The sequence below is a fragment of the Butyricimonas faecihominis genome (assembly GCF_033096445.1).
Classification (GTDB): domain Bacteria; phylum Bacteroidota; class Bacteroidia; order Bacteroidales; family Marinifilaceae; genus Butyricimonas; species Butyricimonas faecihominis.
The window spans coordinates 1,174,423-1,198,802 of the sequence record NZ_AP028155.1 but is presented as its reverse complement, the minus strand read 5'-3'; the positions used below and the strand labels follow the sequence as shown (position 1 = coordinate 1,198,802).

Annotated in this window: 29 protein-coding genes; 19 read left to right on the top strand and 10 right to left on the bottom strand. The window is 39.4% G+C overall.

The features are described from left to right. Positions 1-273: 273 nt before the first annotated feature. The 4 genes from R8806_RS05060 to R8806_RS05045 form a co-directional block, all read right to left on the bottom strand. On the bottom strand, positions 274-1,104 hold the full coding sequence (locus R8806_RS05060; protein WP_124316932.1) for a hypothetical protein: 831 nt from the start codon (positions 1,102-1,104) through the stop codon (positions 274-276). A gap of 118 nt (positions 1,105-1,222) precedes the next feature. After that, entirely contained in the window at positions 1,223-2,575 is a 1,353-nt protein-coding gene (locus R8806_RS05055) for a hypothetical protein (RefSeq protein WP_124316933.1), read from the bottom strand. Between the two features lie 3 nt (positions 2,576-2,578). After that, positions 2,579-3,355 carry a metallophosphoesterase gene (locus R8806_RS05050; RefSeq protein ID WP_124316934.1) on the bottom strand — a complete coding sequence of 259 codons (777 nt, stop codon included), beginning with the start codon at positions 3,353-3,355 and terminating at the stop codon, positions 2,579-2,581. Between the two features lies 1 nt (position 3,356). Beyond that, a complete protein-coding gene (locus R8806_RS05045; protein WP_032496686.1) occupies positions 3,357-3,941 on the bottom strand; it encodes a metallophosphoesterase in 585 nt (194 codons plus the stop codon). Between the two features lie 1,694 nt (positions 3,942-5,635). Here R8806_RS05045 and R8806_RS05040 point away from each other — a divergent pair. From R8806_RS05040 to R8806_RS05025, 4 genes are read left to right on the top strand one after another with little or no spacing between them, the layout of a single operon-like run. Further along, entirely contained in the window at positions 5,636-5,929 is a 294-nt protein-coding gene (locus R8806_RS05040) for a hypothetical protein (protein ID WP_027200667.1), read from the top strand. A 20-nt stretch (positions 5,930-5,949) separates the two neighbouring features. Then, positions 5,950-6,129 carry a ribonuclease P gene (locus tag R8806_RS05035; RefSeq protein WP_151411689.1) on the top strand — a complete coding sequence of 60 codons (180 nt, stop codon included), beginning with the start codon at positions 5,950-5,952 and terminating at the stop codon, positions 6,127-6,129. A gap of 17 nt (positions 6,130-6,146) precedes the next feature. Next, positions 6,147-6,479 carry a molybdenum ABC transporter ATP-binding protein gene (locus tag R8806_RS05030; protein WP_151411705.1) on the top strand — a complete coding sequence of 111 codons (333 nt, stop codon included), beginning with the start codon at positions 6,147-6,149 and terminating at the stop codon, positions 6,477-6,479. A gap of 12 nt (positions 6,480-6,491) precedes the next feature. Further along, on the top strand, positions 6,492-6,779 hold the full coding sequence (locus R8806_RS05025; RefSeq protein WP_149939592.1) for an LPD28 domain-containing protein: 288 nt from the start codon (positions 6,492-6,494) through the stop codon (positions 6,777-6,779). A gap of 300 nt (positions 6,780-7,079) precedes the next feature. Here R8806_RS05025 and R8806_RS05020 read toward each other — a convergent pair whose 3' ends face one another. Beyond that, positions 7,080-7,328 (bottom strand): hypothetical protein, encoded by a 249-nt coding sequence (locus R8806_RS05020; protein ID WP_167513905.1) that lies wholly within the window; start codon positions 7,326-7,328, stop codon positions 7,080-7,082. Positions 7,329-7,587: 259 nt separating this feature from the next. Here R8806_RS05020 and R8806_RS05015 point away from each other — a divergent pair, with 259 nt between their 5' ends. The 14 genes from R8806_RS05015 (at position 7,588) to R8806_RS04950 (ending at position 19,844) form a co-directional block, all read left to right on the top strand. After that, on the top strand, positions 7,588-7,968 hold the full coding sequence (locus R8806_RS05015) for a single-stranded DNA-binding protein (RefSeq protein ID WP_151411687.1): 381 nt from the start codon (positions 7,588-7,590) through the stop codon (positions 7,966-7,968). A 496-nt stretch (positions 7,969-8,464) separates the two neighbouring features. Continuing rightward, positions 8,465-10,294 (top strand): DUF262 domain-containing protein, encoded by a 1,830-nt coding sequence (locus tag R8806_RS05010; protein WP_167513908.1) that lies wholly within the window; start codon positions 8,465-8,467, stop codon positions 10,292-10,294. Then, positions 10,281-12,596 carry a GmrSD restriction endonuclease domain-containing protein gene (locus R8806_RS05005; protein WP_167513907.1) on the top strand — a complete coding sequence of 772 codons (2,316 nt, stop codon included), beginning with the start codon at positions 10,281-10,283 and terminating at the stop codon, positions 12,594-12,596. Before R8806_RS05010 ends, R8806_RS05005 begins: the two co-directional genes overlap by 14 nt. Positions 12,597-12,599: 3 nt before the next feature. Next, complete coding sequence (locus R8806_RS05000; protein ID WP_120096348.1) at positions 12,600-13,511, top strand: helix-turn-helix transcriptional regulator; 912 nt, start codon at positions 12,600-12,602, stop codon at positions 13,509-13,511. A gap of 138 nt (positions 13,512-13,649) precedes the next feature. Then, a complete protein-coding gene (locus tag R8806_RS04995) occupies positions 13,650-14,162 on the top strand; it encodes a hypothetical protein (RefSeq protein ID WP_120096349.1) in 513 nt (170 codons plus the stop codon). A 21-nt stretch (positions 14,163-14,183) separates the two neighbouring features. Then, positions 14,184-14,408, top strand: coding sequence for a DUF6140 family protein (locus tag R8806_RS04990; RefSeq protein ID WP_120096350.1), 225 nt, complete (start codon positions 14,184-14,186; stop codon positions 14,406-14,408). Positions 14,409-14,486: 78 nt separating this feature from the next. Then, the gene (locus R8806_RS04985) at positions 14,487-14,993 is read left to right on the top strand and encodes a hypothetical protein (RefSeq protein WP_120096351.1); all 507 of its coding nucleotides are present in this window, start codon (positions 14,487-14,489) and stop codon (positions 14,991-14,993) included. 101 nt (positions 14,994-15,094) lie between these two features. Further along, positions 15,095-16,348: an RtcB family protein gene (locus R8806_RS04980; protein ID WP_120096352.1), complete on the top strand. Its 1,254-nt coding sequence runs from the start codon at positions 15,095-15,097 to the stop codon at positions 16,346-16,348. Positions 16,349-16,352: 4 nt separating this feature from the next. Then, positions 16,353-17,204 carry a hypothetical protein gene (locus R8806_RS04975; protein WP_151411683.1) on the top strand — a complete coding sequence of 284 codons (852 nt, stop codon included), beginning with the start codon at positions 16,353-16,355 and terminating at the stop codon, positions 17,202-17,204. A gap of 10 nt (positions 17,205-17,214) precedes the next feature. After that, positions 17,215-17,706 carry a 3'-5' exonuclease gene (locus R8806_RS04970; RefSeq protein WP_151411681.1) on the top strand — a complete coding sequence of 164 codons (492 nt, stop codon included), beginning with the start codon at positions 17,215-17,217 and terminating at the stop codon, positions 17,704-17,706. Between the two features lies 1 nt (position 17,707). After that, complete coding sequence (locus R8806_RS04965; protein ID WP_120096355.1) at positions 17,708-18,424, top strand: FtsZ/tubulin family protein; 717 nt, start codon at positions 17,708-17,710, stop codon at positions 18,422-18,424. Further along, positions 18,421-18,711: a hypothetical protein gene (locus R8806_RS04960; RefSeq protein ID WP_120096356.1), complete on the top strand. Its 291-nt coding sequence runs from the start codon at positions 18,421-18,423 to the stop codon at positions 18,709-18,711. Before R8806_RS04965 ends, R8806_RS04960 begins: the two co-directional genes overlap by 4 nt. Before the next feature lie 48 nt (positions 18,712-18,759). Continuing rightward, complete coding sequence (locus R8806_RS04955) at positions 18,760-19,254, top strand: DUF2493 domain-containing protein (protein WP_151411673.1); 495 nt, start codon at positions 18,760-18,762, stop codon at positions 19,252-19,254. Then, positions 19,251-19,844, top strand: coding sequence for a metallophosphoesterase family protein (locus R8806_RS04950; RefSeq protein ID WP_151411666.1), 594 nt, complete (start codon positions 19,251-19,253; stop codon positions 19,842-19,844). The genes R8806_RS04955 and R8806_RS04950 overlap by 4 nt, the downstream gene beginning before the upstream one ends. Before the next feature lie 400 nt (positions 19,845-20,244). On the opposite strand, the gene R8806_RS04945 is transcribed toward R8806_RS04950, so the two are convergent. The 5 genes from R8806_RS04945 to R8806_RS04925 all read right to left on the bottom strand — a co-directional run bounded on the left by R8806_RS04945 (position 20,245) and on the right by R8806_RS04925 (position 23,017). After that, positions 20,245-21,021 carry a DNA-deoxyinosine glycosylase gene (locus R8806_RS04945; protein ID WP_151411664.1) on the bottom strand — a complete coding sequence of 259 codons (777 nt, stop codon included), beginning with the start codon at positions 21,019-21,021 and terminating at the stop codon, positions 20,245-20,247. Between the two features lie 112 nt (positions 21,022-21,133). After that, a complete protein-coding gene (locus tag R8806_RS04940; protein WP_151411660.1) occupies positions 21,134-21,532 on the bottom strand; it encodes an FKBP-type peptidyl-prolyl cis-trans isomerase in 399 nt (132 codons plus the stop codon). Position 21,533: 1 nt separating this feature from the next. Further along, a complete protein-coding gene (locus R8806_RS04935; protein WP_151411651.1) occupies positions 21,534-22,064 on the bottom strand; it encodes a GNAT family N-acetyltransferase in 531 nt (176 codons plus the stop codon). Positions 22,065-22,083: 19 nt separating this feature from the next. Continuing rightward, positions 22,084-22,386, bottom strand: coding sequence for a nitrous oxide-stimulated promoter family protein (locus R8806_RS04930; protein WP_151411643.1), 303 nt, complete (start codon positions 22,384-22,386; stop codon positions 22,084-22,086). Between the two features lie 4 nt (positions 22,387-22,390). Further along, positions 22,391-23,017 (bottom strand): recombinase family protein, encoded by a 627-nt coding sequence (locus R8806_RS04925; protein ID WP_151411703.1) that lies wholly within the window; start codon positions 23,015-23,017, stop codon positions 22,391-22,393. A gap of 240 nt (positions 23,018-23,257) precedes the next feature. Between R8806_RS04925 and R8806_RS04920 the strand changes: the two genes are divergently transcribed. Continuing rightward, a complete protein-coding gene (locus R8806_RS04920) occupies positions 23,258-24,352 on the top strand; it encodes a hypothetical protein (RefSeq protein WP_151411641.1) in 1,095 nt (364 codons plus the stop codon). The last annotated feature ends 28 nt before the right edge of the window (positions 24,353-24,380 follow it).

Sequence of the window (24,380 nt, the reverse complement as noted above, 5' to 3'; positions counted from 1 at the left end):
AAGTGAAAGGCCATCTTTCTGAACAAGTCTTGACTATTACAGCTTACCATTCAAAAGCTTAGTTACTTCCAAAATAGATGTACATAATATGTCAAACTTGCGTTTTTACAAGTCTTCTGAGTCGTTTAGAAGTAATCTTTTCTCATTTTTCTTTGATTTACCATATGTGGCATGATAGATATATGATTTCCATCATCTCGGTTAAACCTTACATCTTTTGTTCTTGTAGGTTCATGCCACTAAGTTGAGTTAAATTTTGATTGTCTTAAAACTTCAATCTGCCAGCATCTTTAATAACAGATAATATTCTTTCTTATGTCTTTCCATCCTCGCTAAGTCTTTGTCTGTATGGTGTAGAATGCGGGTAATATCCATATTGTACTGAAGGTCATTCAATTTGACTTTGATGGCCAAACGATGTCCGCGGAAACGCTCGATATATGTTTCACGATTGGTAGTTGTGCGGAAGTCCATTAGATCGAGAGCTTCTTCAATCTCGTCCCATTCTTGCTTTGTTAATTTGTGGTATTTTTCGTTCGGAAAGGATCCTACGATATCTTCAAATTCATAAATCCAGTCATGTTTTTCCTTGTTCTTCTCCCAGTCATCCAGTATCGCTTTCAGTTTTCTAATGATCTCTTTTACGGTATGACCTGTATCTTCAGCTACATTAAACAGAAATCCCACGGTTTTTTCTTTCCAGTCGAAACCGTTTCGTCCGACAGTCGATAAATGTTCTTCAAAGTAATTTTTACCTGCTTGATCTACCTGTCCTTTGTGCAATTCTTTGGCCAATCGTGCCGCTGCGTATGCTACATGTATCTTATATCCCATGATATCTTCATAGGTATCTTTTGTTTCTTTTGCAGCTTGAGGGTTAAACGTTCCCAAGTATTTGATATATTTCATATAAGTTCGTTCTCCCGCACCTGATAGCCCTGACATAGTGTCAAGTAGCTGGTCTGCAATCCGATCCAATACATTAATATCTTGGATATTGTTGCGCATCGCTTCATTCAACCGTTTTCCCGCCTGTTTCGCCATTCGTTGTTCCAATGCGATGCTCTGCTTGCAGAATGCTATAAAATTTGAGTCAAGTTTCATTCTTTTACACGCTTCTTTTTAATTAATTCCTTTTGTTTTTAATTATATAGTTAATTATAACATATTGGGCAGAGTATCATTGTCTGCCAAAGATGTTGCTAATAATTATGAGGTTGTGTCACAATTTCGACACAACCTCGTTTTTGTCAATGTTTACTTTTTCTATTTCATCCCATTCTGCCAGAGAGATAATGTCATGGTATTGTTTCAATGATAAAACATTCTCCTCGCTATCCATACATTCGTATTCCCATGGAAGTTGATAAACGGTTCCTTCTTCATGATGGCCCATGTAGTCGTGAAATGTGTACGGAATCAATTTCACATGATCCTTCTCCTTGAGTATTCGTAAAAGTTTGGCAGCGTCGTGTATTTCCAAAGGAGCGCCAGACTTGTATAGTGCAGTGGCGACTTCTACCGCAACATCCACATACGCCGAGTAGCTGTTGGAAACAATGATTCTCCATCCGGGGCTGTCAAAATCCGATGCGAGTATATTCAACCGCAACAATCCCAGTTCCCCATAATGGTCCGAGGCGAATTTGTTGAAATCCGTCTCACTGTCGAGAGCGTATTTATCCTGCAAATCACAGAATTTAACCATGTTGTAATATGCGACATCCTGTAATTCCAATGGCACTCCATTCGGGAGGGTACGTATCTTTCGTGTAGTATCAAACCTTTCAAAATACCGGCCATAGGCTTCATGAGCGATCCGATAATATTTGCAATACGAACGTATCGTCATTGTATCTAACGGCCGCCCGAAATTCTTGCAGACGGAATCCTCCAGTGCTTTTATTGCAGTCGTCTCGTCTTCGACCTCAATTTTAAATCTCGGTTCTATTCTGTTGAACTCCTTTCTCGCAATTTTCCCGTCTCGCTGCTGGTAAGGAAGATGATTCGCTACATAATCATTGAACTCCTCCGGATCTTGTATGATAGTATCGATTAGCTTATGAAAATATAAGGTCAACTTAGCCAAGAAATCCCTTTGCCATTCATTGGGAAAATTGTTACCTACTCGGTTTATATATCGAGAATAATTCGCAATAGTAAAATACGAGTGTTTCCTATCCGTGAATTGTATGGTGCGATTTTCTCTGTACCTGGCGGAGCTGACATGATACCATACCGTTTCTCTGGGATTTGACAATTCCCAATCCCGGAGGTATTCTTCCGTGCTCTCATATTCTCCGTCTGCAATCGACGCGTCGCAATCTCCCCATTCTTCCTGAGTAGGGCGGGGCAATTCGATATAAAATCCTCTGTATTCATTGTCACCCATCTCTTCCAGTTGAGCAAATTGCTCCTGAAGTTTAACTAACATCTTCAATGTATCGTTATCAACCACGATTTCTGTATTGCGCCCGCTTCCGAGCTGTTCGAATATCGCAGCATTCAATCCGCATTCTTTTGCCAAGTCTATGAAAAGATGCCTGGTAAAGATTGTCTTCTTATGTCGTTCCATATCTCATTCGTTTTCAATCGTTAAAAATTTCCCTGGATCAAATCCATTGATTACATGCTCGTTTTCAAATGTATATCCCATCTGGTTGCAAATCACTTTTGTACTCCCGATTTCTGTGTCGATATTGGTATGCGAATGTCCGTAAATCCAAGCATTGATCCGGCTGTTAGCGATCAGGTCTCCGTATTCACTGGCAAAGGCACTGTTCAATACGGAACCTTTATGCTGAGGAGCAACAACCTGCAAAGTAGGCAGGTGGTGAGTCACGACCACTATGTGTTCTGCCGTACTTTCGGCAAGACTTTTTTTGATATGCCCTAAACAGAAGTCATGCATCTGATTATATGCTTCCGTTTGGAGCAGTTTCCCTTTGTACATGGTCTGACGGAAATCGTTAAGTCCTTTCCAAACGAAATATTCGTCTGCCGGTTCGATATGCGACCAAAATGTGCTCATTATGAAATCGGTATCGTCTATTCTCAATACTTGATTTTGATAATAACCGACATTCTCTTTGAACATCCATCGCCATTGTAATCCCCGTTCCATCACATCGCAATAATTGTAATATTCATGGTTCCCGGGAACAATAAGAACCTGCCTATAGTTTTTAGATGCCCATTTCCAGAAATTCCCCAAAGGAGCCACTCTGTCTTTCAGATAGAAAATGTCTCCGGCCAATACGAGTATATCGCCCGTTACCGGAAATCTGTTTTGTTTTATGTACCTGCTGTTCTCCCTGAACTCAAAATGCAGATCGCTCATATATTGTATTCTCATATTACTTATTTTTATTTGCTTGTTCAACCTGTTTTTGGATTATCCTCTTTACCAGCTCAAATGAGACCGGAGTAAAGTCATTATTATCCACTCCCACATCATATTGCGTCGGAAAGAGCATATCCAGCCGTGAAGCGTCTTTTCCCGTATTATTCTTGCTCGTATGCACATGCCCGAACAGTTGCCACATATTCCTGTAAGCACCTCCATAGCAGAGGAACGGATAGTGGTTCAGGTAGATTTTCTGCTTGTCGACCTCTATGTGCATTTGCATGCTTGTCAATTCAAACCTGCTGGCGTACCCTTGCCTGATATTTTTTAGATCATGATTACCGAGAATGAGATAGATTTTTCCATTCAGTCTGTTAAGAATCTTGGTCCATTCATGGGATCCTCCCAGGCAAAAATCCCCCAGATGAAACACTATATCATCTTGACCAACTACCCGGTTCCAATTTTCGATCAGCGTTTCATTCATATCTTCTACATTCTTAAATGGCCTCTTGCAAAAGTCAATGATATTCGAATGATAAAAGTGCGTGTCCGATGTAAAATACACCTTGCTTCCGTCAAACTTGTAATTCATTTTGCTCTCTTTTGTGCACATTGCTGTGCGGTTAATTAAAATTGGTTGTTCTTGTGCTCATTGTACGGAAATGACGAGAGAGGAATTGCACGGAGCAAACAGTCACCAATGGGCATAAAACAAAATAGTTGGAAAGTTCGGTAAGGACTCTCCAACTATTCTGTTGTTTATTTTAAGATCAAGATACGAGCATCTATCGCATCTTATCTCCTATATCTGTTCGTTGGAAAGTATTTATGATATTCTCTGGCGTTTCAATGCTCCAAACATGAAGAACATACGACTGAACTTCGAAGCATTTGTTGCCTCGAATTGTCGTTTGGGATAATATGTTCATTCTATTTTGTTGCATTGTAAATTTTCAAAAGAGGCGCAAATATACAGAATAATTTCGCAATACTCCAAATATTTTTCAGTGAATTCTTTAAATTACCCTATAAAAATCACTGATATTCAAATATACAAATCGCTTGATTATCAGAATCTATTTTGGCTGAAAAAACAATTCAGTTCTATTCGAATATTATCTGTAATTTGGATAAGTTTTAGTGGTACTGATAAAATTTGCCTATTTATCACTGTTAAATTGTATGAGGGACAGAATTTTGTCCCTTGTATCCGTTCAGGGAACAAACGGGGGACAAAATCATGAAAAATTGATACAATACTTTATTATTCCTTTGCATTTAATGTATTGATTATCAATGTCATCTAAGTTGGACTGTTTCTTCTTTTACTTTCTATTGTATATTGTGTAGTATGCTGATAATCAATTTGTTATATGCTGTTATTTTCCGATGCAGAATGTTTATTTCCCCACGCAAACGATATTTGTATCGTGTAAATCGCTGTGTATCAATGGAGAAATTTTTGAAGAGTATTTTTGGGGGACAAACGGGGGACAAAATTTCGCATAGAAAAATAAAGAAAAACAATAAAACCCTTTCAGAAAATGACACTGAAATGTGAGGGGCACAATTTGTCCCTCGCTATTGTTTTGTTTGTCCCTCAGCCGTGAGGTTAGGTTTAGTATCATTTCTGAAACTCTCAAAGTAATCACATGCACCCAATTTTAAAATCAGCAATCCTGTATCAATTCTTGCATACCAAAAGAAAAGTAATAATATATTATTTTAGAAGCTGCCTGAAATTAGGGGGACAAAATTTGTCCCTCGCCATCTTTCGTTTTGTCCCTTGCTGTCCCTCGTTTTCATGACTGAGTCCTGTATTATTTCTGAAAAGCCTTCATAAATAAGTTTAGTTTGGTTTTTGTATATCTAATCAAGTTCTAAACTAAACCGCTTGATAATCTCAAAATCTGAACATTTTGGCCGTCTTTTTTCTTTTCGCCAGCAAAGACTTCTTTTTAACTCGCTATTACTTGAAATGCAGTTCACCGTTTATAGTGTTCCTGTTATACGCCCACTATCCATTTTCTTCTTCCACATCACTTTCGGGCTGGTTGAATAAGAATTGTGTCGCGAAGGTATATGTCCTGTCTTTCTTCTTTGCAAGGTCAAGCCTGCCGGTTCCTGTCAAAATCTCCACACTCGGTTATTAACAGAGGTAGTATTTTGCCAATGAAACCTTGCAAGAAGAGCCGGGACACCTTGCAATGCGACATAATTTTAATCAAACCTGAAAGTAGCTGATGCGACCAGAGGGAAAAGTAAAAATTCAAATCAGAAGCGATTATGGCAAATTATGCGACAAACATCTTCTACGCAAGTACGGAGAACGAGAAAGACCTTGATAAGGTAGAGAAATTTTTAGATGAAACTTTTTGCGACTGTTATCTTGACAGGGCAGAGGACAGTATCGAGGGAGAGTTTTTCTCAAAGTGGGATTATCCCGAAAAAGAGATAAACGAAATGATTTCTCTTTTGGAGAGCAAAGACAAGATTTATATCCGAGTGCTGACACACGAGCTGTGCAACGAGTATGTGAACTTTCAGGTATTCTCAAACGGAGAATGGTCTTACAGATAACCCTTAAACACAAGCGTACTATGTATTACGAAGAAGAACAGGCAACAGAGATTATCGGGTGTTCTTGTACTTTACTAACACCTTACAAAGGATATACTGAGGGCGAAGTGGTTGGCGATTATGGCTCTGAAATAGTGGTAAGGCTCAACAACGGCAAAGAAGTAGTGGAATACCGGGACGAGGTACTAATCTATGACTAATGGAGGATTGATTTATGATGACACCGATAGCGACAAGATTTGTGGATTGGGATATTCCCGAACTTTCAACCCTGCAAAATAGCATGGTATATCAGTTGAGACAACAACTCAATGATGGCGTTCCTATGTGCCGACAGCAGAAGAATTGGCTGACAAACAGCGTGAACAGAAATACCTATTTCAAGAAAGGAGTTCCATTAGGAGGATACCGCTTTGACTTTTCGGATGTGCTGAAACGTTTCTTTGTCAAGCAATATGGGCATATTGCAGAATACTATGCCGTTGATAAAACCTCATTGAGGGCATTCTTTTGTGGCAGGATTGATGAAATCATTGAAATAACCGATTAAAATAAAAATATTATGCTGTACGATTATAGACAAGAAAGCAAAACGCCAATGCTTCTGACTTTGGCTAATGGCAAGACCATTGAGGGCGAATTTATAGACCTGCGGATAGATACCAATACATTGCCCAAAGGGAAACTATGGTATCACATTCGGCATACGGACGATGATTGGACGGAACCTGCCTCATTGAAGAACGGTTGCGTGGTGGTCAATTTCTGCGGTACGTTCATTTGCGACCCCATCGACGATTTCCCTTGTGGACAGGAACTGGAGATAGCCGACTGGTCATATCTGGAATGATGACAGGCTTCAGGCGAATGGCAGCACGGAGAATGTTTCTCTATGTTGCCATTTCTGTTATTGACCAATATGCCATAAATGGCAATCGACTTTTATAATCCGGGCTTGTAGAAACAAGCCTGACTACCTTTTGTAAATTAGTATTATTTCGGAGACGCCGGGAATACACCTTTTATAGATACGATAGTTCATACTTCGCCAATAGCGACCAAGGCTGCTTTGTCCGGCGATAGCGGGACTTCTGCTTTTCTTTCTCTTCTTGGGCATCCTTGTCTTGTCGGCCGTTGAAGTAGAAGGCGACTATTCTGATGCGGTTTTCGACTGTTCGTCAAGTCGGTCTGTTTTCCGGGGCGGCACACTCCACGGCAGAATGCTCTTGGTCGGCTTACGATATAAATGCAGGCATTGTCCGGCATCCACTTTTGGCGACAATACTCGTTCCTCTCCGATCATACTTCTTCTTTTGGACTTACAGCCGGAGCGTTTATTCAAACTTACATTTACGGACGGATGCTGTCCACTCACGAAGCCTTGCTCATTTTTTTTCATCAACCCGTTTCACAACCGCTTTTGGTCGTGTTATCACACATTTTTCCGTTGCAAAGTTAGTATGCAGCCGGGCACGGCTAAAGAGCCTTGGTCAATGGCGTAGCTTCACAAATCTTCCTTTATCGAGCCTGTGGTTTTGACGGCTTGCGCTGACAAAAATAAAGCGTATTTGATTGCTATCCTTGTCGCAACCCTATTCTGCACTCACTTATGTTGGCAGCGTAAAAATAATTTTAATAACAACTTAAAGCATTGTAATATGAAACAGATTGAGAACAATTTCGCAGTATCAGGATTCGTAGGTAAGGACGCAGAAATCCGTCAGTTCGCAAACGCAAGCGTGGCACGCTTCTCATTGGCAGTAAGCCGTCAGGAGAAGAATGGAGAGGAAACAAAACGTGTGTCCGCCTTCATCAACGTGGAAGCCTGGCGCAACAACGCCAACACAGATTCACTCAACCAGATAACCAAGGGCGTTCTGCTGACCGTGGAGGGCTACTTCAAACCCGAAGAGTGGATCGACAAAGACGGCGTAAAACACAGTCGCATCGTCATGGTCGCCAACAAGTTCTACCCAACACCCGACAAGGAGGAAGCTCCGGCAGAGCCTGAAAAGAAAACGAAAAAAGGCAAGAAGTAATTCCTGCCTCACTAAATGAACAAAGCGGCTTCGGTCGCTTTTGTTTTTGCTTGTATGGTTGCCTGTTATATTCTGATGGCTTGCCTTTATACTTTTCACCCATCCCGTAAGCGGCTTCTTCTATTCTTTCTGAAGAGACTTGTTCGGTTGCGCAATGTTACACGTTGCTCCACTTTCACAAGACTCTTTGGTGAAAACGCCCGATACAAAAAGATTTGCCAACCGCTCCAAGACTTCGTTTTATACCGGTAGTCAAAACATTTTGTTTATCATCGGGCTTGCAGAAGAAACTCGCTTACAGCCCACCCGAATATGATTGGTAAAATCTTTTGAGCAGAGGGAAAATGTACGCTGAATATAATCCTCTTTAGTCTTGTTCGACATAATTCTCGCAGATATTTTTATACCAATATTGAAACTTCATTAGTAACTGCCGTTTTGTGTCAGTTATAATTATTATCTTTGCATCATGAAACTGCAAAATATGCCTGATTGTATGAATGATAACATTAGTAGCTACTTACACGAACCTAAACCAATTGAGGTCGGTGAATTATGTCGAGAAAAATTTAACTTGAAAATTCCGTCCTATCAGAGAGGATATCGCTGGACTAAAAAGGAGGTGTTACGACTTATTGAGGATGTATTCCATTATGATGCTAAAAAAGATGGCAGTTTTTACTGCCTTCAACCACTTGTAGTGCGACACATTGAGCTTAACGGGAAGCATGAATGGAGAGTTATAGATGGGCAGCAGCGACTGACAACTATCTATCTTATATTGAAAACAATCGGATACGAAGGAGAATGTTATTCGCTCGAATATGAACGAGAAAAAATACTGGATAGAATCTATAAAGAAGAATTCGACTGCGAAGCATCTTGTGAAATTTGGCATTTAACCAATGCTAGAAAAGCTATAGAAGAGTGGATAAATCAGAATACGGATAAAAAGGAAACACTAAAAGAGAATATACTTAATCATTGCTGTTTTATCTTGTATGTGATGAAAGAAGGCGACCATTTATCAGAAAAGGAGATTGATAAAATGGAACATGACCTATTCAATAACCTTAATTCCGGTAAAATATCACTTACTGAGAGCGAGCTAATAAAGGCTTTGTTTCTTCACAACATTGGTGAAATCAAAACAGTAAAGGAAGTTAAACAAATATCAATGTCTGAGGAACTTGATTTAATGGAGCGGACACTAAGGGAAGATGAAATGTGGTATTTCCTTGCCGGAGACCAAAAGAAACCGTCAAGTTGCATTGATTATCTCTATAAGGTTTGGTATTTGTCACAGCATGAAGAAATTCCTCAGAATGTAGATTATCCTATTTTTTCATTTATGGAAGAATCTATCACTTCTGAAAAGGAGATGTTCAACAACTGGGAGGAACTTAAAAGATGTTTCTACATTATTACGGGGTGGTATCATGATCCATTGCTTTATAATCTAATCGGTTATCTTGAAGGACGTAAGTTCCCGAAATATTTGCCGAAAGATTATCCTCCATTCCACGAGTACCTTCTTGCCATGTTCTATAAATTCTCTACGAGTAAAAACAAGAAACAAAAGCTACCTACCCGAAAGGAGTTTGTGGACTATGTGAAAGAACAATGCTTAAAGTCAATTCCCGAAAAGTATATGGAGGCTCGTTTTGATAAGGACAAAAATGAGGTGTTCAATGTTTTATTGCTCTTGAATGTAGCAATGCTTATCAACAACAAGAGTGCTCTGTTGAAACAAGATAGTGATAAGTCTACCGGAAGAGGAACTGAAACGAAAGTAAGTCGATTCCCATTCCATGTATTCCATACCGTGAACTGGAATGTGGAACATATATCACCGCAAAATCCCAAAGAGAAGCTGGAACTCCTAAATCGCCTTCGCGTTTTAAAAAATGAATACCAAGAAATGAATCTGCCCAACGAGATTGAAAAGATTTATGAAAAGTTAAACGCCTCGGAAAATGACCTTTCAGCTTTGGATCATGATGAGGACTATAGGAGTTTAGTAAGCAAATTTGTAGCAGAGAAAGAAGAAGTAATGCGTCTTAGAAATCTTACACTCCTGACAGAACATGACAATAAAGGTATAGGTAACAAATTCTATTTTGACAAGCGAAACAAACTCAACGCTTACCAAGCCAAGGGAAGTTTCATTCCAGCTGCGACTATCAATGTTTTCAGCAAATGGCACACACCATCTCCTGAAGGATTTATATTTTGGGATGAAAACGACCAACAGGCATACTCGGATGCAATAGAAAGCACAATCAATGATTTTAAAAAATTTTGTGAAGACAATGGCACAGAATGACTCAAGAAAGACTCTTCAAATATTGTTTGAAGAAGAAAAATACGAATACATCTATATTCCACGTATTCAACGTGATTATGCACAAGGTAGAATTGATGGCGAAGCCACTGTGATACGAGATAATATTCTTGACGATGTGGCTTCACGCAAACCATTGTCTTGGGGTATAATATTTGGAGTTTCAGAGGAAAGAGATTTGGAAGATGGCAGCAAGAAGAAATGCTTTATTCCAATCGATGGCCAACAACGTCTCACTACGCTCTATCTTCTTGCACTATATGGTGAAAAAAAGCATAGTGTACCATTCGGATACCTGACGGGATTCAACTATGAGACTCGCAGTGCATCGCGTGATTTCTTGTCTGCCCTGGTAGAAAATTGGTATGGAGAAAAAGAAGAAGGCGAAGATTTAAAAGAACATATACTCAACCAAGGATGGTTTTTAAATTATTGGGCTCTTGACCCAACGGTAGATGCTGTTCTCAATATGTTGAATGCTATCGACTCAGGCTTTAAAGAATCTCCTGAGGTATTTCAGAATCTGGATAGAATCAGTTTTGAGTTTTTGGATCTCAATAGTCTGAATCTCAATGAGACACTCTATCTCAAAATGAACTCTCGCGGCAAGAAGTTGTCTCAGTTTGACAGGATTAAATCTGAAATTGATAAAATCTTGCCGGACGATGTTGTTGAGAACTACGATTGCTGTTTTTCGCTTTATGAAGATGAGACTTCTCACCTAGAGACGCTTTCCACTTTTGCGGAAAAATGGAGATATTGCATAGACCGAGAATGGAGTAATCTTTTCTGGGACCGAACCACCCATAATTTCGATATTCCATTGTTAGCATTTCTTTCAAATTGGCTTATCGTTTGTGCTGGAGAAAAATATCGATATATCGATGATCTTGTGGCACTGAACTACAAGAATAAAGATTTCTTTCTGCCTTGGAAATTCTTTGGAGGTTTCTTGAACGATACTAATGTGAAAAAATACTTTGAGGAAATCGCCTCCTTGCTAAATAAGCTTTGCCATAATCATCGGAATATTGAGATAGTAAAAGAACTTATTTCTATCCCAACCTCATACCCACAGCGAGCACTGCAATTTGGATTGCTCTCCTTTCATGGTAATGATTACTCTTCCGAAGAGTTTAAGGAATGGAAGCGTTTCATTTATAACTATTCTGTAAATGTTGTCAGTGATAAAGAATCGTTCTTTGCTTTTATAAATAGAATAAGGAATGATTTTGCTTCCTACTCCACCAATATCCTTCCTCGTTTGGCCATTTTACACGAACAAAAGGGCAACGAACCCAATATGCAACTTCGCGAAGAATACTTTAAAGCAAAAATCCTGCTTCATAACAGTGAACTGTCTGCAATGATTCGTGAAGCAGAACAGCATCCCATGCTTAATGGGCGTTTGCGTCCGCTCCTTGTTGATGGCGACAACTTTGACGAAACTGGTTTTGCAATAATATGGTCAAACTTCAAAAAATGGTTTGGTGATGATGGTGATGCTTTAGTATTTAAGGAAGATGATGCTGGCTCTTTGCACAAACGTTCGGCATTTGCTCGCGCGTTCACAAAACAAGTTGTAAGGCAAAATCAATTCTTTAATGATTGGCGTGTGCTTGATTTTGCGGCAGGTACACTCAAAGACAGGTTACAAAGGGACAGATTTAATAAAATTTTCCGCTCTTGTCTTATGTCTGATAACCTTGATGATATTGAGAAGTTGGAATGCGAGAACGAGAATGAGATTGAATTTATTCAAGCTAAAGAAACCTTGCTTCAACCTAGTGTAATAGAAGGCATTCTAAAATGGAGCATAGGTAGTCGTCTAAGATTCAGATGGTATCACAACTCTAGGTGTTTCTATCCTGAAAATGGGAAAAATTCAGGTGATAGAATTGGAATTGACCGCCTAAATGATAGTCCAGGTTGGGATCGGAACCGTAATCATACGCTAGCCTATTTACAATCTAAGTCGTATATTATTGATGCAATGCCTGTATCTGATGATGAATCAGTGGCTTTGTGGTGGGGAAGTGATATACGGCTCTATCATTCTGAATATCCAGATATAATTCTTTGGTGGAATGAAGATTATAACCTTGGTATTATCAATAAAGAAACATACAAGTGGATAAAGCGACGTGAACCTATTGAAGGTAAAAATCCTAATTTTATGTTTGGTACAGTTGGAATGAACGAGGATGAGATTGAACATGAAATAGATACACTTATCAAAGATTATCTTGAAGAACAAAATGAGCATTTAATAGAAAGAGAGTAAACGATGGCTGCATCAGAATTATTTAATCGCTATATTTGGCTTGTTGATTTAATCTTTAGTTCCGAAGGTATTACTCGGGAGGAAATCAACAGGCGTTGGTCTCGTAGTTCTCTCAACTATAATAATGAGTATGAGATACCAGAGAGAACTTTCCATAGGCACAAAGATGCCATTAAAGAACTCTTTGATATTGATATTGTATGTGATCGCTCGGCTGGGAAAGTCTATAAAATAGCTAATAGTGAAGACATTAAAAAAGGCGGAGTTAGAACATGGCTTATCAATACATTTGCCGTTAATAATCTCATAAATGAGAGCCATCATATGAAGCAGCGGATTCTGTTTGAACAAATCCCTTCTGGACAGCGATTCCTTACTCCGATAATTGAGGCAATGCGAGATAATTACACATTGACAATTACATATCAAAGCTTTCATCGAGAGCGACCTTCTACGTTTGAAGTTGAACCGTATTGTGTTAAGGTCTTCAAACAACGCTGGTATCTTCTTGCACGGAGTACATGGGATGGAAATATTCGTATTTATGGACTTGACCGCATTCATTCTATTGAGCAGAACGAGAGCACGTTCAATCTACCCAAAGGATTTGATGCTGAAAGCTACTTCAATGATGTTATAGGCATTATCATTGGTACGAATGATAAACCCGAAGTCATTGAAATTAAAGTTTCAAATGGTCAACAGAACTATTTCCGTTCGCTTCCGTTACATCATACTCAATATGAAGCACATACAGAAATGTATTCCTCTACGTTTACTTTTTTTCTGCGGCCAACATTCGATTTCATCCAGGAGCTTCTAAGATATGGAGCTGATGTAGAGGTGATTCAGCCATTAGAGCTTCGTAATCAGTTCGCAAAAATAGCTACCGATATGAACGAACTTTATAAATAATGATTTGAATCATAACTGAAAAATCCTGTTGTTGACGATAAAACATCGGGATTTTTTTTGAAAATAATTGTTATGCTGCCGTAAAGTGGCAGTTATGAAACCTAACTTTGCATCATCAAAACAACAAAATCGTTAAATATGGGACAGATAACCAACAATGAGTTCCTCACCTCCGTACTATATGCAGAGGCTTGGAAGAAAGTTTCAGACGAAAGTTTGAGCATGGAGATGATCGATAAGTTTCAGGACAAACTCGATTGGGAAACACTATCGCAGAACCGAAATATCTTATGGACAGCCACTGGTATTGCCAAATTTGCGGGCAAGATTAACTGGTCTGATTTTTCGCAGTGCTGCAATGCGAACATCCTTACGGATGAGAATCTTAACAAGTTCAAGGAAAAATGGAACTGGAAAAACCTTTCGGCTCGCGATGAAATCTATAACAATTGGAAATTACTTGACAAGTTTGTCGATATGATGGACTGGGCCGACATCATTGATAATTGGGATATTGAACATGCCGAAGAGTTTGTGGAACGCTACCAACAATACATTCCTCTCAATAAGTTACAGACCTCGCGACTATGGGATAAACTCGTAGAAAACAAGGCTGAGCAACTTCTGAAAGAAACAATTTACTCAATCTAAATAACTCTAATTTACATTAGTATGCCACTCTGGAATTTTACAACAAAAAACAAGCGCCAATGCAATGGCGTATTTGTCGAAAAAGGGATGACCGTTGAAGTCGTTACACCTACGACATCTAACCCACTTAACAACCCGCAGGGACGAGAACAAATTGCTACTGCCTTCATGACAAAGTATGGAGTTGATATGAAAAAAGCGCAGATGCTCACTGCAAGCTATTTGGATTACACAATGTCTAAGTAAAGGCATTCAATATTTGTAGTTATTCAGGGGTTTACAATGTAGTTATTGTGAACCCCTCGCAGACCTTTAATATTAAATATGAAAAAGATAGTTGCGATTGGAAACGCTGGTGGCAATATCGCTGACTCCATCAGAAAACAAGGCATCGGTGTTGGTGATGCCGAGTTTGTCTATTATGATACAGACAAGGAGTCGCTTTATATGCATGGAAGAGAAACTGATACACACATCCTTTTGCCAGAAGAAGCAAAAGCCGAGGAGTATTTCAATGGGGTTCTCAATGGGGTTGAAACTCTTATTATAACAGCAGGACTCAGTGGTAAAACAGGTGGTACATATGCACTTTGTGCTGCATGGTCTAGTGAAGATATGAATGTGGAGAACGTAATAGCCTTTGTCGCAATGCCATTCTCATTTGAGGGTGAGGATAAGCAAGCTGTTGCTATGGGTTGTCTTGAAAACTTGAAAATTTTGTGTGACGATGTCATCATTCAGGAGAATGATAAACTTGATGGAGACCTCAGTATGATTGATATGGATGCGATACTCTGTAGCAAATATGCGGAAATATTTCAGGAAAAATGATGAAAAAAATACTGCTAATAGGCTTTTAAAGTTGCGGCTTTGTGCAAAATAAGTGACACAGAAAGATTACATATTGAATATGCTCCTTAACAATAAAAGATATGAGAACTATAGAAGGATATGACGTAAAGATATTCACAGACACGATTGATGAAAATGCATTGGAGCAAGTAAAAAGATTATTATCCATAGATGTCTTTTCGGACAAGAAGATACGTATTATGCCAGACGTTCATGCTGGTGCCGGATGTGTAATAGGCTTTACAGGTAATCTTGGCGATAAGATAATTCCAAATATCGTTGGCGTTGACATTGGCTGCGGTATGCGCGTTCTTAATCTTGGAAAAGTATCGGACATTGATTTTCATGCGTTCCATAATTTTATTTATAGCAACATTCCGTCTGGAATGATTGTCAGAGAAGACCGATTTGGCTTTAGTCCTCTCATTGGTGAGGAAATGGATATCTATCGCGAGGCTAAACAGATTGTTGCATCATTACGATGTTATCGCTCACTGAAGGATAGCAACCGTATCAATAAAGCTATCGGTTCGCTCGGTGGTGGAAACCACTTCATAGAACTGGATAGGGACGATGACGGAAACGTGTATCTCGTGATTCATACCGGTAGCCGGAATCTCGGTAAGCAGGTGGCTGATATCTATCAGACTGTGGCTGTTCATCACCTAACGGAAGGATATGACGAATTAGAAGAGTTGATTAAACGTACTATTGAGGAGTACAAGGCTGCAGGGCGTAGGTCGGAACTTCAGTCTGTCATCAAAAGAATGCGAAAGGAACATAACGAAGCGGAACCGATAATTCTGGCAGAGCTTTGTTATGTTGAGAATCAGGCACGTGAGGATTATCTCTACGATATGCGCCTCTGTCAACATTGGGCGGTACTCAATCGTAAACTCATATCCCGACTCTTGCTTAAGTTTTTCCCAAACATTGAAATTTTGGAAGAGTTCGAGAGTATACACAACTACATCAGTGATGACAATATGGTACGCAAAGGTGCTATTTCAGCCGTTGAGGGCGAACGATGCATCATTCCGCTGAATATGCGTGATGGTTCTTTGCTCTGCATAGGTAAAGGAAATCCAGATTGGAACTACTCTGCGCCACATGGCGCTGGTCGTGTACTCAGCCGTACCCAAGCTTATGAGCAAATCAAATTGGAGGAGTTTGAAAAATCAATGGAGGGAATCTACTCGGAGAGTGTGAACGACTTTACTCGTGACGAATCTCCTATGGTTTATAAGCCGGCTGAAGAGATTATCGCAAATATTACTGATACGGTTTCTATAAGAAAAATCATCCATCCAATATTCAACTTCAAAGCACACTAATAATATGGAAAAAATCAAAACATATAGACAATACATAGAACAGACATCATTCAACAAAGTCTGGGATATTTTGAGGTCTCAATACGGTGAAACAGAGGATGTAAAGCAATTCTACATTGACTTATATGAGGAACTTAAATCCTTGCCTAAAAGTCCTAATGGTAAGCCTATTCAAATCAGAGAAGTATATGATTTTGACAGGGAAACGTTGTCAGAAAAATTGCTATACTTGAGTGTGGACAATGTGTGTTATCGTCAAGAGGTTCTTATCGACCAAAAGGTAAAAGTTTCTACTGAACAGAAAATTAAAGATGAAGAAATTCTCGCTTTAATACTGTACATGTCTACTCTACATGGATTTGAAACAGGCAGACAAGCAGATAAAGCAATGGCAGACTGGTTGAAATCTTTGAAAGATGATGAGCCACAACGCATTCAATCAGATACCGATAGAAATAAAGCAGAGGCAAAAAGCCTTGAAAGGAAAAAACAATATTTTTGGAAACACACCATTAATTACGACTACGCTTATGATTGGAGTCCAATACTCATAATTCTAAGACGCAAGATTGAGTTTAATATTGGTTACTGGTATTATCATCAACGCTATGTAGGTTGGGATGTGGATGTATCGCGAATGGAATTGTGTTGTAAATTGATTGACATTGCCATTGACGATGGAATATCTGGACAAAAGTTTTATCTGAATTACAGAAATGCACATCGTTTCAAAAAAGATGAGTTGTCAGATGATAAAGATATTATAGACAGTCAAACTTGTGAACTTCGTGCGGCAAAAGCATGCCATCTTGTTTTTAAACTATTAGAGAAAGAAATACATAAATGGTGGGACTAATATTGTAAATATGACCAATTTTGTAGCCATAGATTTTGAAACGGCCAACCAATACCGTTCAAGCGTATGTAGTATAGGAGTTGTAATCGTTCGTAGTGGTAAGATTGTTGATAGATTCTACAATCTTATTCATCCGTTACCAAATTACTATACTCATTGGGCGAGTGAGAGCTATGGTTTGACATACGAAGACACCGATAGTGCTCCGACCTTTCCTGAAGTTTGGAGGAAAATAGAGCCTCTTATTAAGGGATTACCGTTTGTGGCTCACAATAGTTCTTTTGATGAGGGGTGTCTCCGAGCTGTGTTTGAGATATATGAAATGGTATATCCGGAATATACATTTTATTGTACTCTAAGAGCTTCACGTAAGCTCCAACCGGAATTACCCAACCATCGTCTTGATACAGTCGCTGAAACTTGTGACTACAATCTCATCAATCACCACAATGCTATTGCTGATGCAGAGGCCTGTGCTGCCATAGCATTAAAGCTCTTATAATATGGAAGAAAAGAATATATTTAATGATCACATGACATTACACCCACTTGTAAAAATCATAGGATTAGGTAATACTAGCTACATTCTAAATGAGTTAAAATCAAAATATGGTCGAATCATAAGTATTGATAAATTTGATGGAAACAGAGTTTTGTCATTCAATGGAGAAGTAATGGGAATTTTCATTGTAGATGGCTATTTCAATGGATTGTCAGAAGCTGTGTCCGTTTTCGCTGACAAAGTACAACTACTGCTTGTTTTTAGCACACAAGAAGTTACATTTCCAAAAGGAGTTGATAGCCTCATGGTGGGCAATACAACCGAACTCTATTCCGGCATCAGAGCCATTTTGGATAATCTCCAATTGCCAAACCAAATTTCCATAGACTTTTATGACATCTGCAAAATATTGAGGAATTCTGGCAAATTCAATGTATTGAGTATAGAACAAGAAGGAGAGAGTCCAATTACTACAGCTGTCCCGAAGATAGACCAATGGTATAAAGGAATGAATGGCAATAAGCTGCTCATAAATTTTGTTCATAATCCCAATAACGAAACACAACTGATGATGGATGATTTTTCCTCATTATCAGAGTGGGTGGAAAGCCTTACGCAAAAGATTGATATTGTATGGGGCATTTCCTTTGCCGACTCTATGAGGCGCGAATCCATTAGAATTGATATAATAACAACCTATAATGAATTAAAGTCATGATGTACAAGGATAAGTTAGTAGTCACAGTCCTTGGGTATGGTGTTATCCTTGGTGTTCTCGGTGGATGTTTCTCCTTTCTCGGGAAACCTGGTTTTGGTATACAAAAAGCATTATGCGGTGTTGTTGTAGGACATTTTATGTTTTGGCCGATGTTCTATCCAATTCTTGTGGAATTGGCAACTTGTGTAAGATTTGAGGAGAAATATGGCGCAGAGGATGACGATGAAGACAGGGATGATTCATATGACTCTGAGTTTAGGAAACAATTAAAAGAAATTTTCAAATAAAGGCTTTAGCATGAAGCACATGAAAATTTTAAGCAACAAAAAGGAATTATGCAAAATAAAATTGTGCAAATCACTAAGATAAATCCAGAAGAAAGTAAAGCAATAGAGGAGATGATGAAATATCTGATTAAAAGCAGTAACCGCAATGCTTATAAGGTCATTGTAGCAGGAGGGCGTGATTTTGACGACTACGAATATATGTCAGCTAAATTGAATGAACTCTTTTGGCTTTCGGATATTTTTGATGAATATCCCATTAAAATAATATCTGGCATGGCGAAAGGTGCAGATACGTTAGCAATCCGTTATGCCGATGAGTATGAATTGACAAAAATCTTGTTTCCTGCCAATTGGAAGTCACATCCTCGTATGGCTGGTATTCTTAGAAATGAAGATATGTTGTCTATCGCAACCCATTTGGTAGCGTTTTGGGATGGAATGTCTCATGGGACAAAGCACATGATAGAAATTGCCCGTGAGAAAAGAATTCCAGTTTGGGTATTCCAGTATAAAAAGACAAATAAATATAATTGCATAAAATGAAAATACTTCATTTATCAGATACGCATGGTCAGCATAATCGACTTAAAGGGTTGCCTGAGGCCGATGTGATTGTGCATTCGGGTGATTTTACCTTTGGAGGATCAGAAAGAGAAGTTTTGGATTTTTTGAATTGGTTCTGTGACCTGCCGTATAAGTATAAGATTTTTATTGCGGGCAACCATGACGATTGTCTTTGGAATAGCGAAATAGATGGTCTTCCAAATAATTGTTATGGTCTTAGATACTCTTCTGTCAATATAGAAGGTGTGAAGTTTCATGGCATTCCAATGTTCGTACAGGATTGTGTGTCAGGATTGAATAATACAGCGATTAGGAATATCAGTCTAGATACGGACATACTCATAACTCATTGCCCACCATTTGAAATTTTAGATTTTGATGATAATATTCATTATGGCTCAAAGGAATTGTTAACTGCAGTTGAGAGAATAAGACCACATTATCACCTTTTCGGTCACATTCATTCAAATAATGGCGTTGAAGAAGGTGGTTTTACAACCTTTGTGAATTCGGCAATTGTGAATGAAATTTACGGAGATTTGCAACCATGGCATTTGATTGAGATTTGAGTATTTTTATGCCGACAATATTTATTTACAAAATATACGAATTTTCTACCCACCCGAATATGATTGGTAAAATCTTTTGAGCAGAGGGAAAATGTAATTACTCTTCATAGCCCCTTTGCTGATACAAATGAACACGGATCAGTTATGCGTCACCCAAAGACCTGTTATCTATCTCTTCGATAGTCGCTTTTGCTCCAGCCTCTAAAAAGCACTTTTAAGATTTTGATGAACACCCAAAATGCCAATAATACAATTATAGTTTCTCCCATATTGCTGTTATATTTTCGTTATTTCTTGTATGTAAAGATACGAAAAAATCACGACATAAACGAATGTATGGCGTTAAATATCAATGCAATATGTGATACAATTTTAATGCTTTGATTAAAGCTTGTGCCTTTTATTCTAATATGCAAGACCAATGTTTTTTCTTGTCTTCCAATGAAAAATGGGTGTTCATATGACTTGTACTAGGCATAGATATAAATTTAATATGTTCGGGAATATCTCTGGTGCCTATAAGTTCATAAAACTTTTTCTCAGCCTCTTTACCATTGAATACTATTTTTTGTAACGATGGATGAGTGGTAACAAATCCTACTATGTCGTTAGCGATAGGATTCTTAATGTCAGCGTCAAGACTTCCTACTCTATTAGCCGAATAGAGGACATCCCAAAGAGCGATATGATGTTTCTTTAACATCGTAAGTTTCGCATTATATGAAAGAGGTAACGCCTCTTTGAGTATTTCGGCTATTATTCCCCAGAACTGATTGTTTGGAGAAGCATAGTATTCTTTTGTCTGTAACGAGATTTTCCCTGGCAAGGTTCCTATGATTAGAATCTGGGAGTTTACATCTGCAATCGGATTAAGACATTTCACTATACTTTTAGGGGAATAAATTTTTCTAATGATAGGTTCTTCTTTTATAGGTTGCGTATTTACAATGCGAACTTTATTGGAATGTCCTATTACCCATCTATTCCCCGAAATTTTAAAAGCATTAGGTATAACCCCTTCACGCAAGAGTTTACGTAGAGGTTGTCCTTTTGTAGAGTAACTCAATACTCCATATTTGTCTAGAAATTTGGAGATTTCATTAGGCTCCACATATTCCAACCCCTTCATTTCGAGGTAAGAATCTATAAGGATTATAATTTTGTTAATGTCGGTCATTTTTGTTAATTATACATATAACACAAATACATTTACCTTGTAAGGGTACTGCAAATATCCGAATGTGCAGTATGTTTTATAGGTTACTCTATTCTTTCATATATTTCTCAGACTAGGCAATACCAAACAGTTCAATCTCAAATATCAAGGTTGAACCACCGGGGATGTTTGGTTGCGAGAACTTGCCATATCCCATTTCTGCCGGAATGTATATCTCCCATTTATCTCCTATGCACATCTGTTGCATTGCGATAATCCAACCCTCTATCAGTTCGTTCAAACGGAACGCTATTGGTGTTCCACCACGACTGGTGTCGAACTTCTTTCCGTTTATAGTCCACCCCGTGTAGTGTGCAGTAACGATACTGCGGGGCGAGGGATGTTTGCCGTCGTCCTTTCCCTCATTGATGACCTTGTAATAGATTCCTTTCGGGAGAGGTTTTACGCCCTCTTCCTTTGCCTTTGTCTCCAGCCATTCCTTGTTGGTCTGTATGTATTCTTTTTTGCTCATTCTATTTCGGATTTTCTAATTTGTATATGATATGGGGCATTTCTTTACCTCGATAAACAACGGTATGGTTGCCACAAGATTCCATGCCAAGTCGTTTTGCTACTCGGATGGAAGCCTTGTTTTCCGGACGGATGCTACAATATACAGCCGGTAATTCCAAGCAGTCAAAAGCATAGGCTATGAGAGATTCGGCGGCTTCTGTCGCGTAACCGTTGTGCCAATATGTGTTGTCAAATATGTAGCCGATCTCAACGACTTCATTCCCGTTCATTGTTGTTTTCATAAGTCCGGCCTGGCCTATCAGTTGTCCGCTCTCCTTTAACTCTACGGCAAAATATCCGATGCCGTCTTTTGTATATCGTGTAAGCTGTCGCTCTATCCAGGATCGTACATCATCTTCACTGAAGCCATGTTCCCAAGCGTACATAACTTCCGGCTTGCCCATTATTGCTATCAAAGTCTCAAAGTCGTCATGGGTGAGTTTGCGGATAGCCAGCCGTTCGGTTTCTTGTATGTTTTCTCGTTTGTTCATCGGATAAAAGTTGTTGCAATTACAATTCTCTCAACAGATGTTTGACGGCTGAGACAGGATGATAAAAAAGCATTCTCGGACCGGACCATCGCATAACCATTTTTATCCGCTTTTTCATATCCGGGCGATAACAATGTACAGGACACTTTTTACAAGTTGGCTTGTCGTTTCCGAATTTGCAATGGTTAAGTCTGTCCCTTGCGTATGTCAACAACTCGTGGCAAGCCGGACATAGGCTTGCATTGCCTTCCTTTTTTAGGCAGTATAAAAAAATCATTTGTTTTACTACCTTCTTCTCCTCTTCAATACGGTTTTTTACCATATCGTTACTCATCTTTTGGTTTACGTTTCCCAAGCGGCCCGCTGAACTTGCCTCGATTGAGTGAAACGCCGTATTTATTGAGGATGCGGAACACGGAGCTGCGGCTGCTGAATCCGCTTACTTTCCAGATGTCATCGATTGAATGCCCGTTATTGTACATCGCCACGATGGTTTTCTCCCTTTCCGCCTTGCTGATGTTTTTCTCTTTGGACGGCTGGTTTATGTTCTGTTTCAGATGGATGATGTGGGCTGAAGCCTTGCGCAGCATGGCACATTCCTCCGGCAAAGAACCGAACATCTCCAGTACATCGGAGGCTTTGGTTTCCGGAAACAAATCCCCACGGCTGTCAATCTTGTCGTGAATGGAGACAATCCGAACCACCTTTACCCGGCAGAACTCGATGAATGTTGCCAGCTCACGGGAGCCACGCAGGGCATTGCTGAACTTTGAGATAACCAACTCGTCCCCACGCTCCAGACTTGCCATCAGCTGTTTCCATTGAGGGCGCAGTTTCTCGTGTCCGTTCTCTTCCTCTATCACTTGTACACAGCCGTATTGCTCCATCCACTTCTTGTCAGTGTCGAAGCCGTCATAACCGGATGCCTTGAATATGTAACCTACTTTTGCCATACTGATGTTCAATGCTAAATGATACCAACTGCAAAGGTACAAAGTTTAATCTGAATAAAATCATACTTACGAAAATAATTTGCAATAATTATACTCTGTATTTTCATTTGTTTTGCTCTTGTTTGTTTTGCCCGTCATACACGTAAGTATGAAAAAGAAAGTATATTAAAGTTTGATTATTAAGTATTATTATACAAACTTTTATACTTACCTTTGCAGCCATAAATCAATAATAATCGTATGTGCAAAGGCTTATTCAAAGTGAAATCAGAGAGAAAAATCATGGGTGTTGATGTTATATCATACTTAAAAAAGCAATCCGTTCTTGCCAAAGGTGTTGCCGTATGTTTTGCCATCTTTATATTGGCATCGTGCGGAGAAAAGACTGGCAACAGTATGTTTCAGGCCGTCAAAAATGCTGCCGATGCTTACAGGTCATACCTGTCCGAGGTGCGAAAGGAAGAAAACCTGCCAACAGAGCGTCTGATTGAAAAAATAAACGACTGGCAGTCGCTTCGGGATTCAGTATCTGCCTGTATCGCCAAAGACACGGCAAACTGTATCCACGCCAATTACGAAAGCGAAATTCGTGGATTGCACGATTCGTTGCGCATTGAATTTACCCGTCTGGCTCTGGAGAAGTCGAGAACTTTCGCTGATGTGTTGCTCATCAAAGAAAAGACTTCCCAATATCGACAAGACACAGAACTGGCACAAGCGGTAACAGATGCAGAATCTTTCTTCAGGTCGTTGGATTCAGTAGCACCGTGTCACGGAAACGCAAAACAAACAGTGTCAGCCTACCAATCCTTTCTTGCCAATACTCTGAAATCCGGAATAGACTCCAAGGACAAGATGTTAGCCTTTATACAAGAGGAAGACTGGCTGTTCCGTTCTTTCCTGAGCCATCTTCCGAAGCTTGCCGATGCCGACCTTTCTGCCATTACGCGCGACACGGAGAAATGCTGCCTGTCTGTGTTCCAATCGGCAGAAGACGGCAAAATCTCTTATCGTGATGCCTTGATATATACAGCCAGGCGAACCAACCGGAGAATCATACTCAACGCTTTGGCTTGCCGTAATGACATCAACCAAGGAAATGTAAAAACCGAAGCGCAGGCAAGGGCTTACGTTTGGATGTTGTTGCAGCCGTATGTTGCCTTGGATGGTTTCAGCGTGGCTGTTCTGTCCGATATGGAAAGGACAACACTTCATGCAGTCGCTGACCGGACACCTCAGATGATAGCCAAACTCAACAAGACCGCCGGGACGGACAATGACCAATGGCGGGTATTGCCCGGAGTACTGATCAAGATAATGCTCACATCCATTTGACGAACCAGAAACAAATAAACACAACAGT

Coding starts and splice junctions, on each gene's coding strand:
- R8806_RS04950 (WP_151411666.1), top strand. CDS start 19,251: ATGAAAATACTTCATTTATCAGATACGCATGGTCAGCATAATCGACTT.
- R8806_RS05055 (WP_124316933.1), bottom strand. CDS start 2,575: ATGGAACGACATAAGAAGACAATCTTTACCAGGCATCTTTTCATAGAC.
- R8806_RS04985 (WP_120096351.1), top strand. CDS start 14,487: ATGAAAAAGATAGTTGCGATTGGAAACGCTGGTGGCAATATCGCTGAC.
- R8806_RS05060 (WP_124316932.1), bottom strand. CDS start 1,104: ATGAAACTTGACTCAAATTTTATAGCATTCTGCAAGCAGAGCATCGCA.
- R8806_RS04955 (WP_151411673.1), top strand. CDS start 18,760: ATGCAAAATAAAATTGTGCAAATCACTAAGATAAATCCAGAAGAAAGT.
- R8806_RS05005 (WP_167513907.1), top strand. CDS start 10,281: ATGGCACAGAATGACTCAAGAAAGACTCTTCAAATATTGTTTGAAGAA.
- R8806_RS04970 (WP_151411681.1), top strand. CDS start 17,215: ATGACCAATTTTGTAGCCATAGATTTTGAAACGGCCAACCAATACCGT.
- R8806_RS05015 (WP_151411687.1), top strand. CDS start 7,588: ATGAAACAGATTGAGAACAATTTCGCAGTATCAGGATTCGTAGGTAAG.
- R8806_RS04965 (WP_120096355.1), top strand. CDS start 17,708: ATGGAAGAAAAGAATATATTTAATGATCACATGACATTACACCCACTT.
- R8806_RS04935 (WP_151411651.1), bottom strand. CDS start 22,064: ATGAACAAACGAGAAAACATACAAGAAACCGAACGGCTGGCTATCCGC.
- R8806_RS04995 (WP_120096349.1), top strand. CDS start 13,650: ATGGGACAGATAACCAACAATGAGTTCCTCACCTCCGTACTATATGCA.
- R8806_RS04940 (WP_151411660.1), bottom strand. CDS start 21,532: ATGAGCAAAAAAGAATACATACAGACCAACAAGGAATGGCTGGAGACA.
- R8806_RS05000 (WP_120096348.1), top strand. CDS start 12,600: ATGGCTGCATCAGAATTATTTAATCGCTATATTTGGCTTGTTGATTTA.
- R8806_RS05025 (WP_149939592.1), top strand. CDS start 6,492: ATGCTGTACGATTATAGACAAGAAAGCAAAACGCCAATGCTTCTGACT.
- R8806_RS04925 (WP_151411703.1), bottom strand. CDS start 23,017: ATGGCAAAAGTAGGTTACATATTCAAGGCATCCGGTTATGACGGCTTC.
- R8806_RS04990 (WP_120096350.1), top strand. CDS start 14,184: ATGCCACTCTGGAATTTTACAACAAAAAACAAGCGCCAATGCAATGGC.
- R8806_RS05035 (WP_151411689.1), top strand. CDS start 5,950: ATGTATTACGAAGAAGAACAGGCAACAGAGATTATCGGGTGTTCTTGT.
- R8806_RS05020 (WP_167513905.1), bottom strand. CDS start 7,328: ATGAAAAAAAATGAGCAAGGCTTCGTGAGTGGACAGCATCCGTCCGTA.
- R8806_RS04920 (WP_151411641.1), top strand. CDS start 23,258: ATGTGCAAAGGCTTATTCAAAGTGAAATCAGAGAGAAAAATCATGGGT.
- R8806_RS04945 (WP_151411664.1), bottom strand. CDS start 21,021: ATGACCGACATTAACAAAATTATAATCCTTATAGATTCTTACCTCGAA.
- R8806_RS05010 (WP_167513908.1), top strand. CDS start 8,465: ATGAATGATAACATTAGTAGCTACTTACACGAACCTAAACCAATTGAG.
- R8806_RS05045 (WP_032496686.1), bottom strand. CDS start 3,941: ATGAATTACAAGTTTGACGGAAGCAAGGTGTATTTTACATCGGACACG.
- R8806_RS04975 (WP_151411683.1), top strand. CDS start 16,353: ATGGAAAAAATCAAAACATATAGACAATACATAGAACAGACATCATTC.
- R8806_RS05050 (WP_124316934.1), bottom strand. CDS start 3,355: ATGAGAATACAATATATGAGCGATCTGCATTTTGAGTTCAGGGAGAAC.
- R8806_RS04930 (WP_151411643.1), bottom strand. CDS start 22,386: ATGGTAAAAAACCGTATTGAAGAGGAGAAGAAGGTAGTAAAACAAATG.
- R8806_RS05030 (WP_151411705.1), top strand. CDS start 6,147: ATGACACCGATAGCGACAAGATTTGTGGATTGGGATATTCCCGAACTT.
- R8806_RS04980 (WP_120096352.1), top strand. CDS start 15,095: ATGAGAACTATAGAAGGATATGACGTAAAGATATTCACAGACACGATT.
- R8806_RS05040 (WP_027200667.1), top strand. CDS start 5,636: ATGGCAAATTATGCGACAAACATCTTCTACGCAAGTACGGAGAACGAG.
- R8806_RS04960 (WP_120096356.1), top strand. CDS start 18,421: ATGATGTACAAGGATAAGTTAGTAGTCACAGTCCTTGGGTATGGTGTT.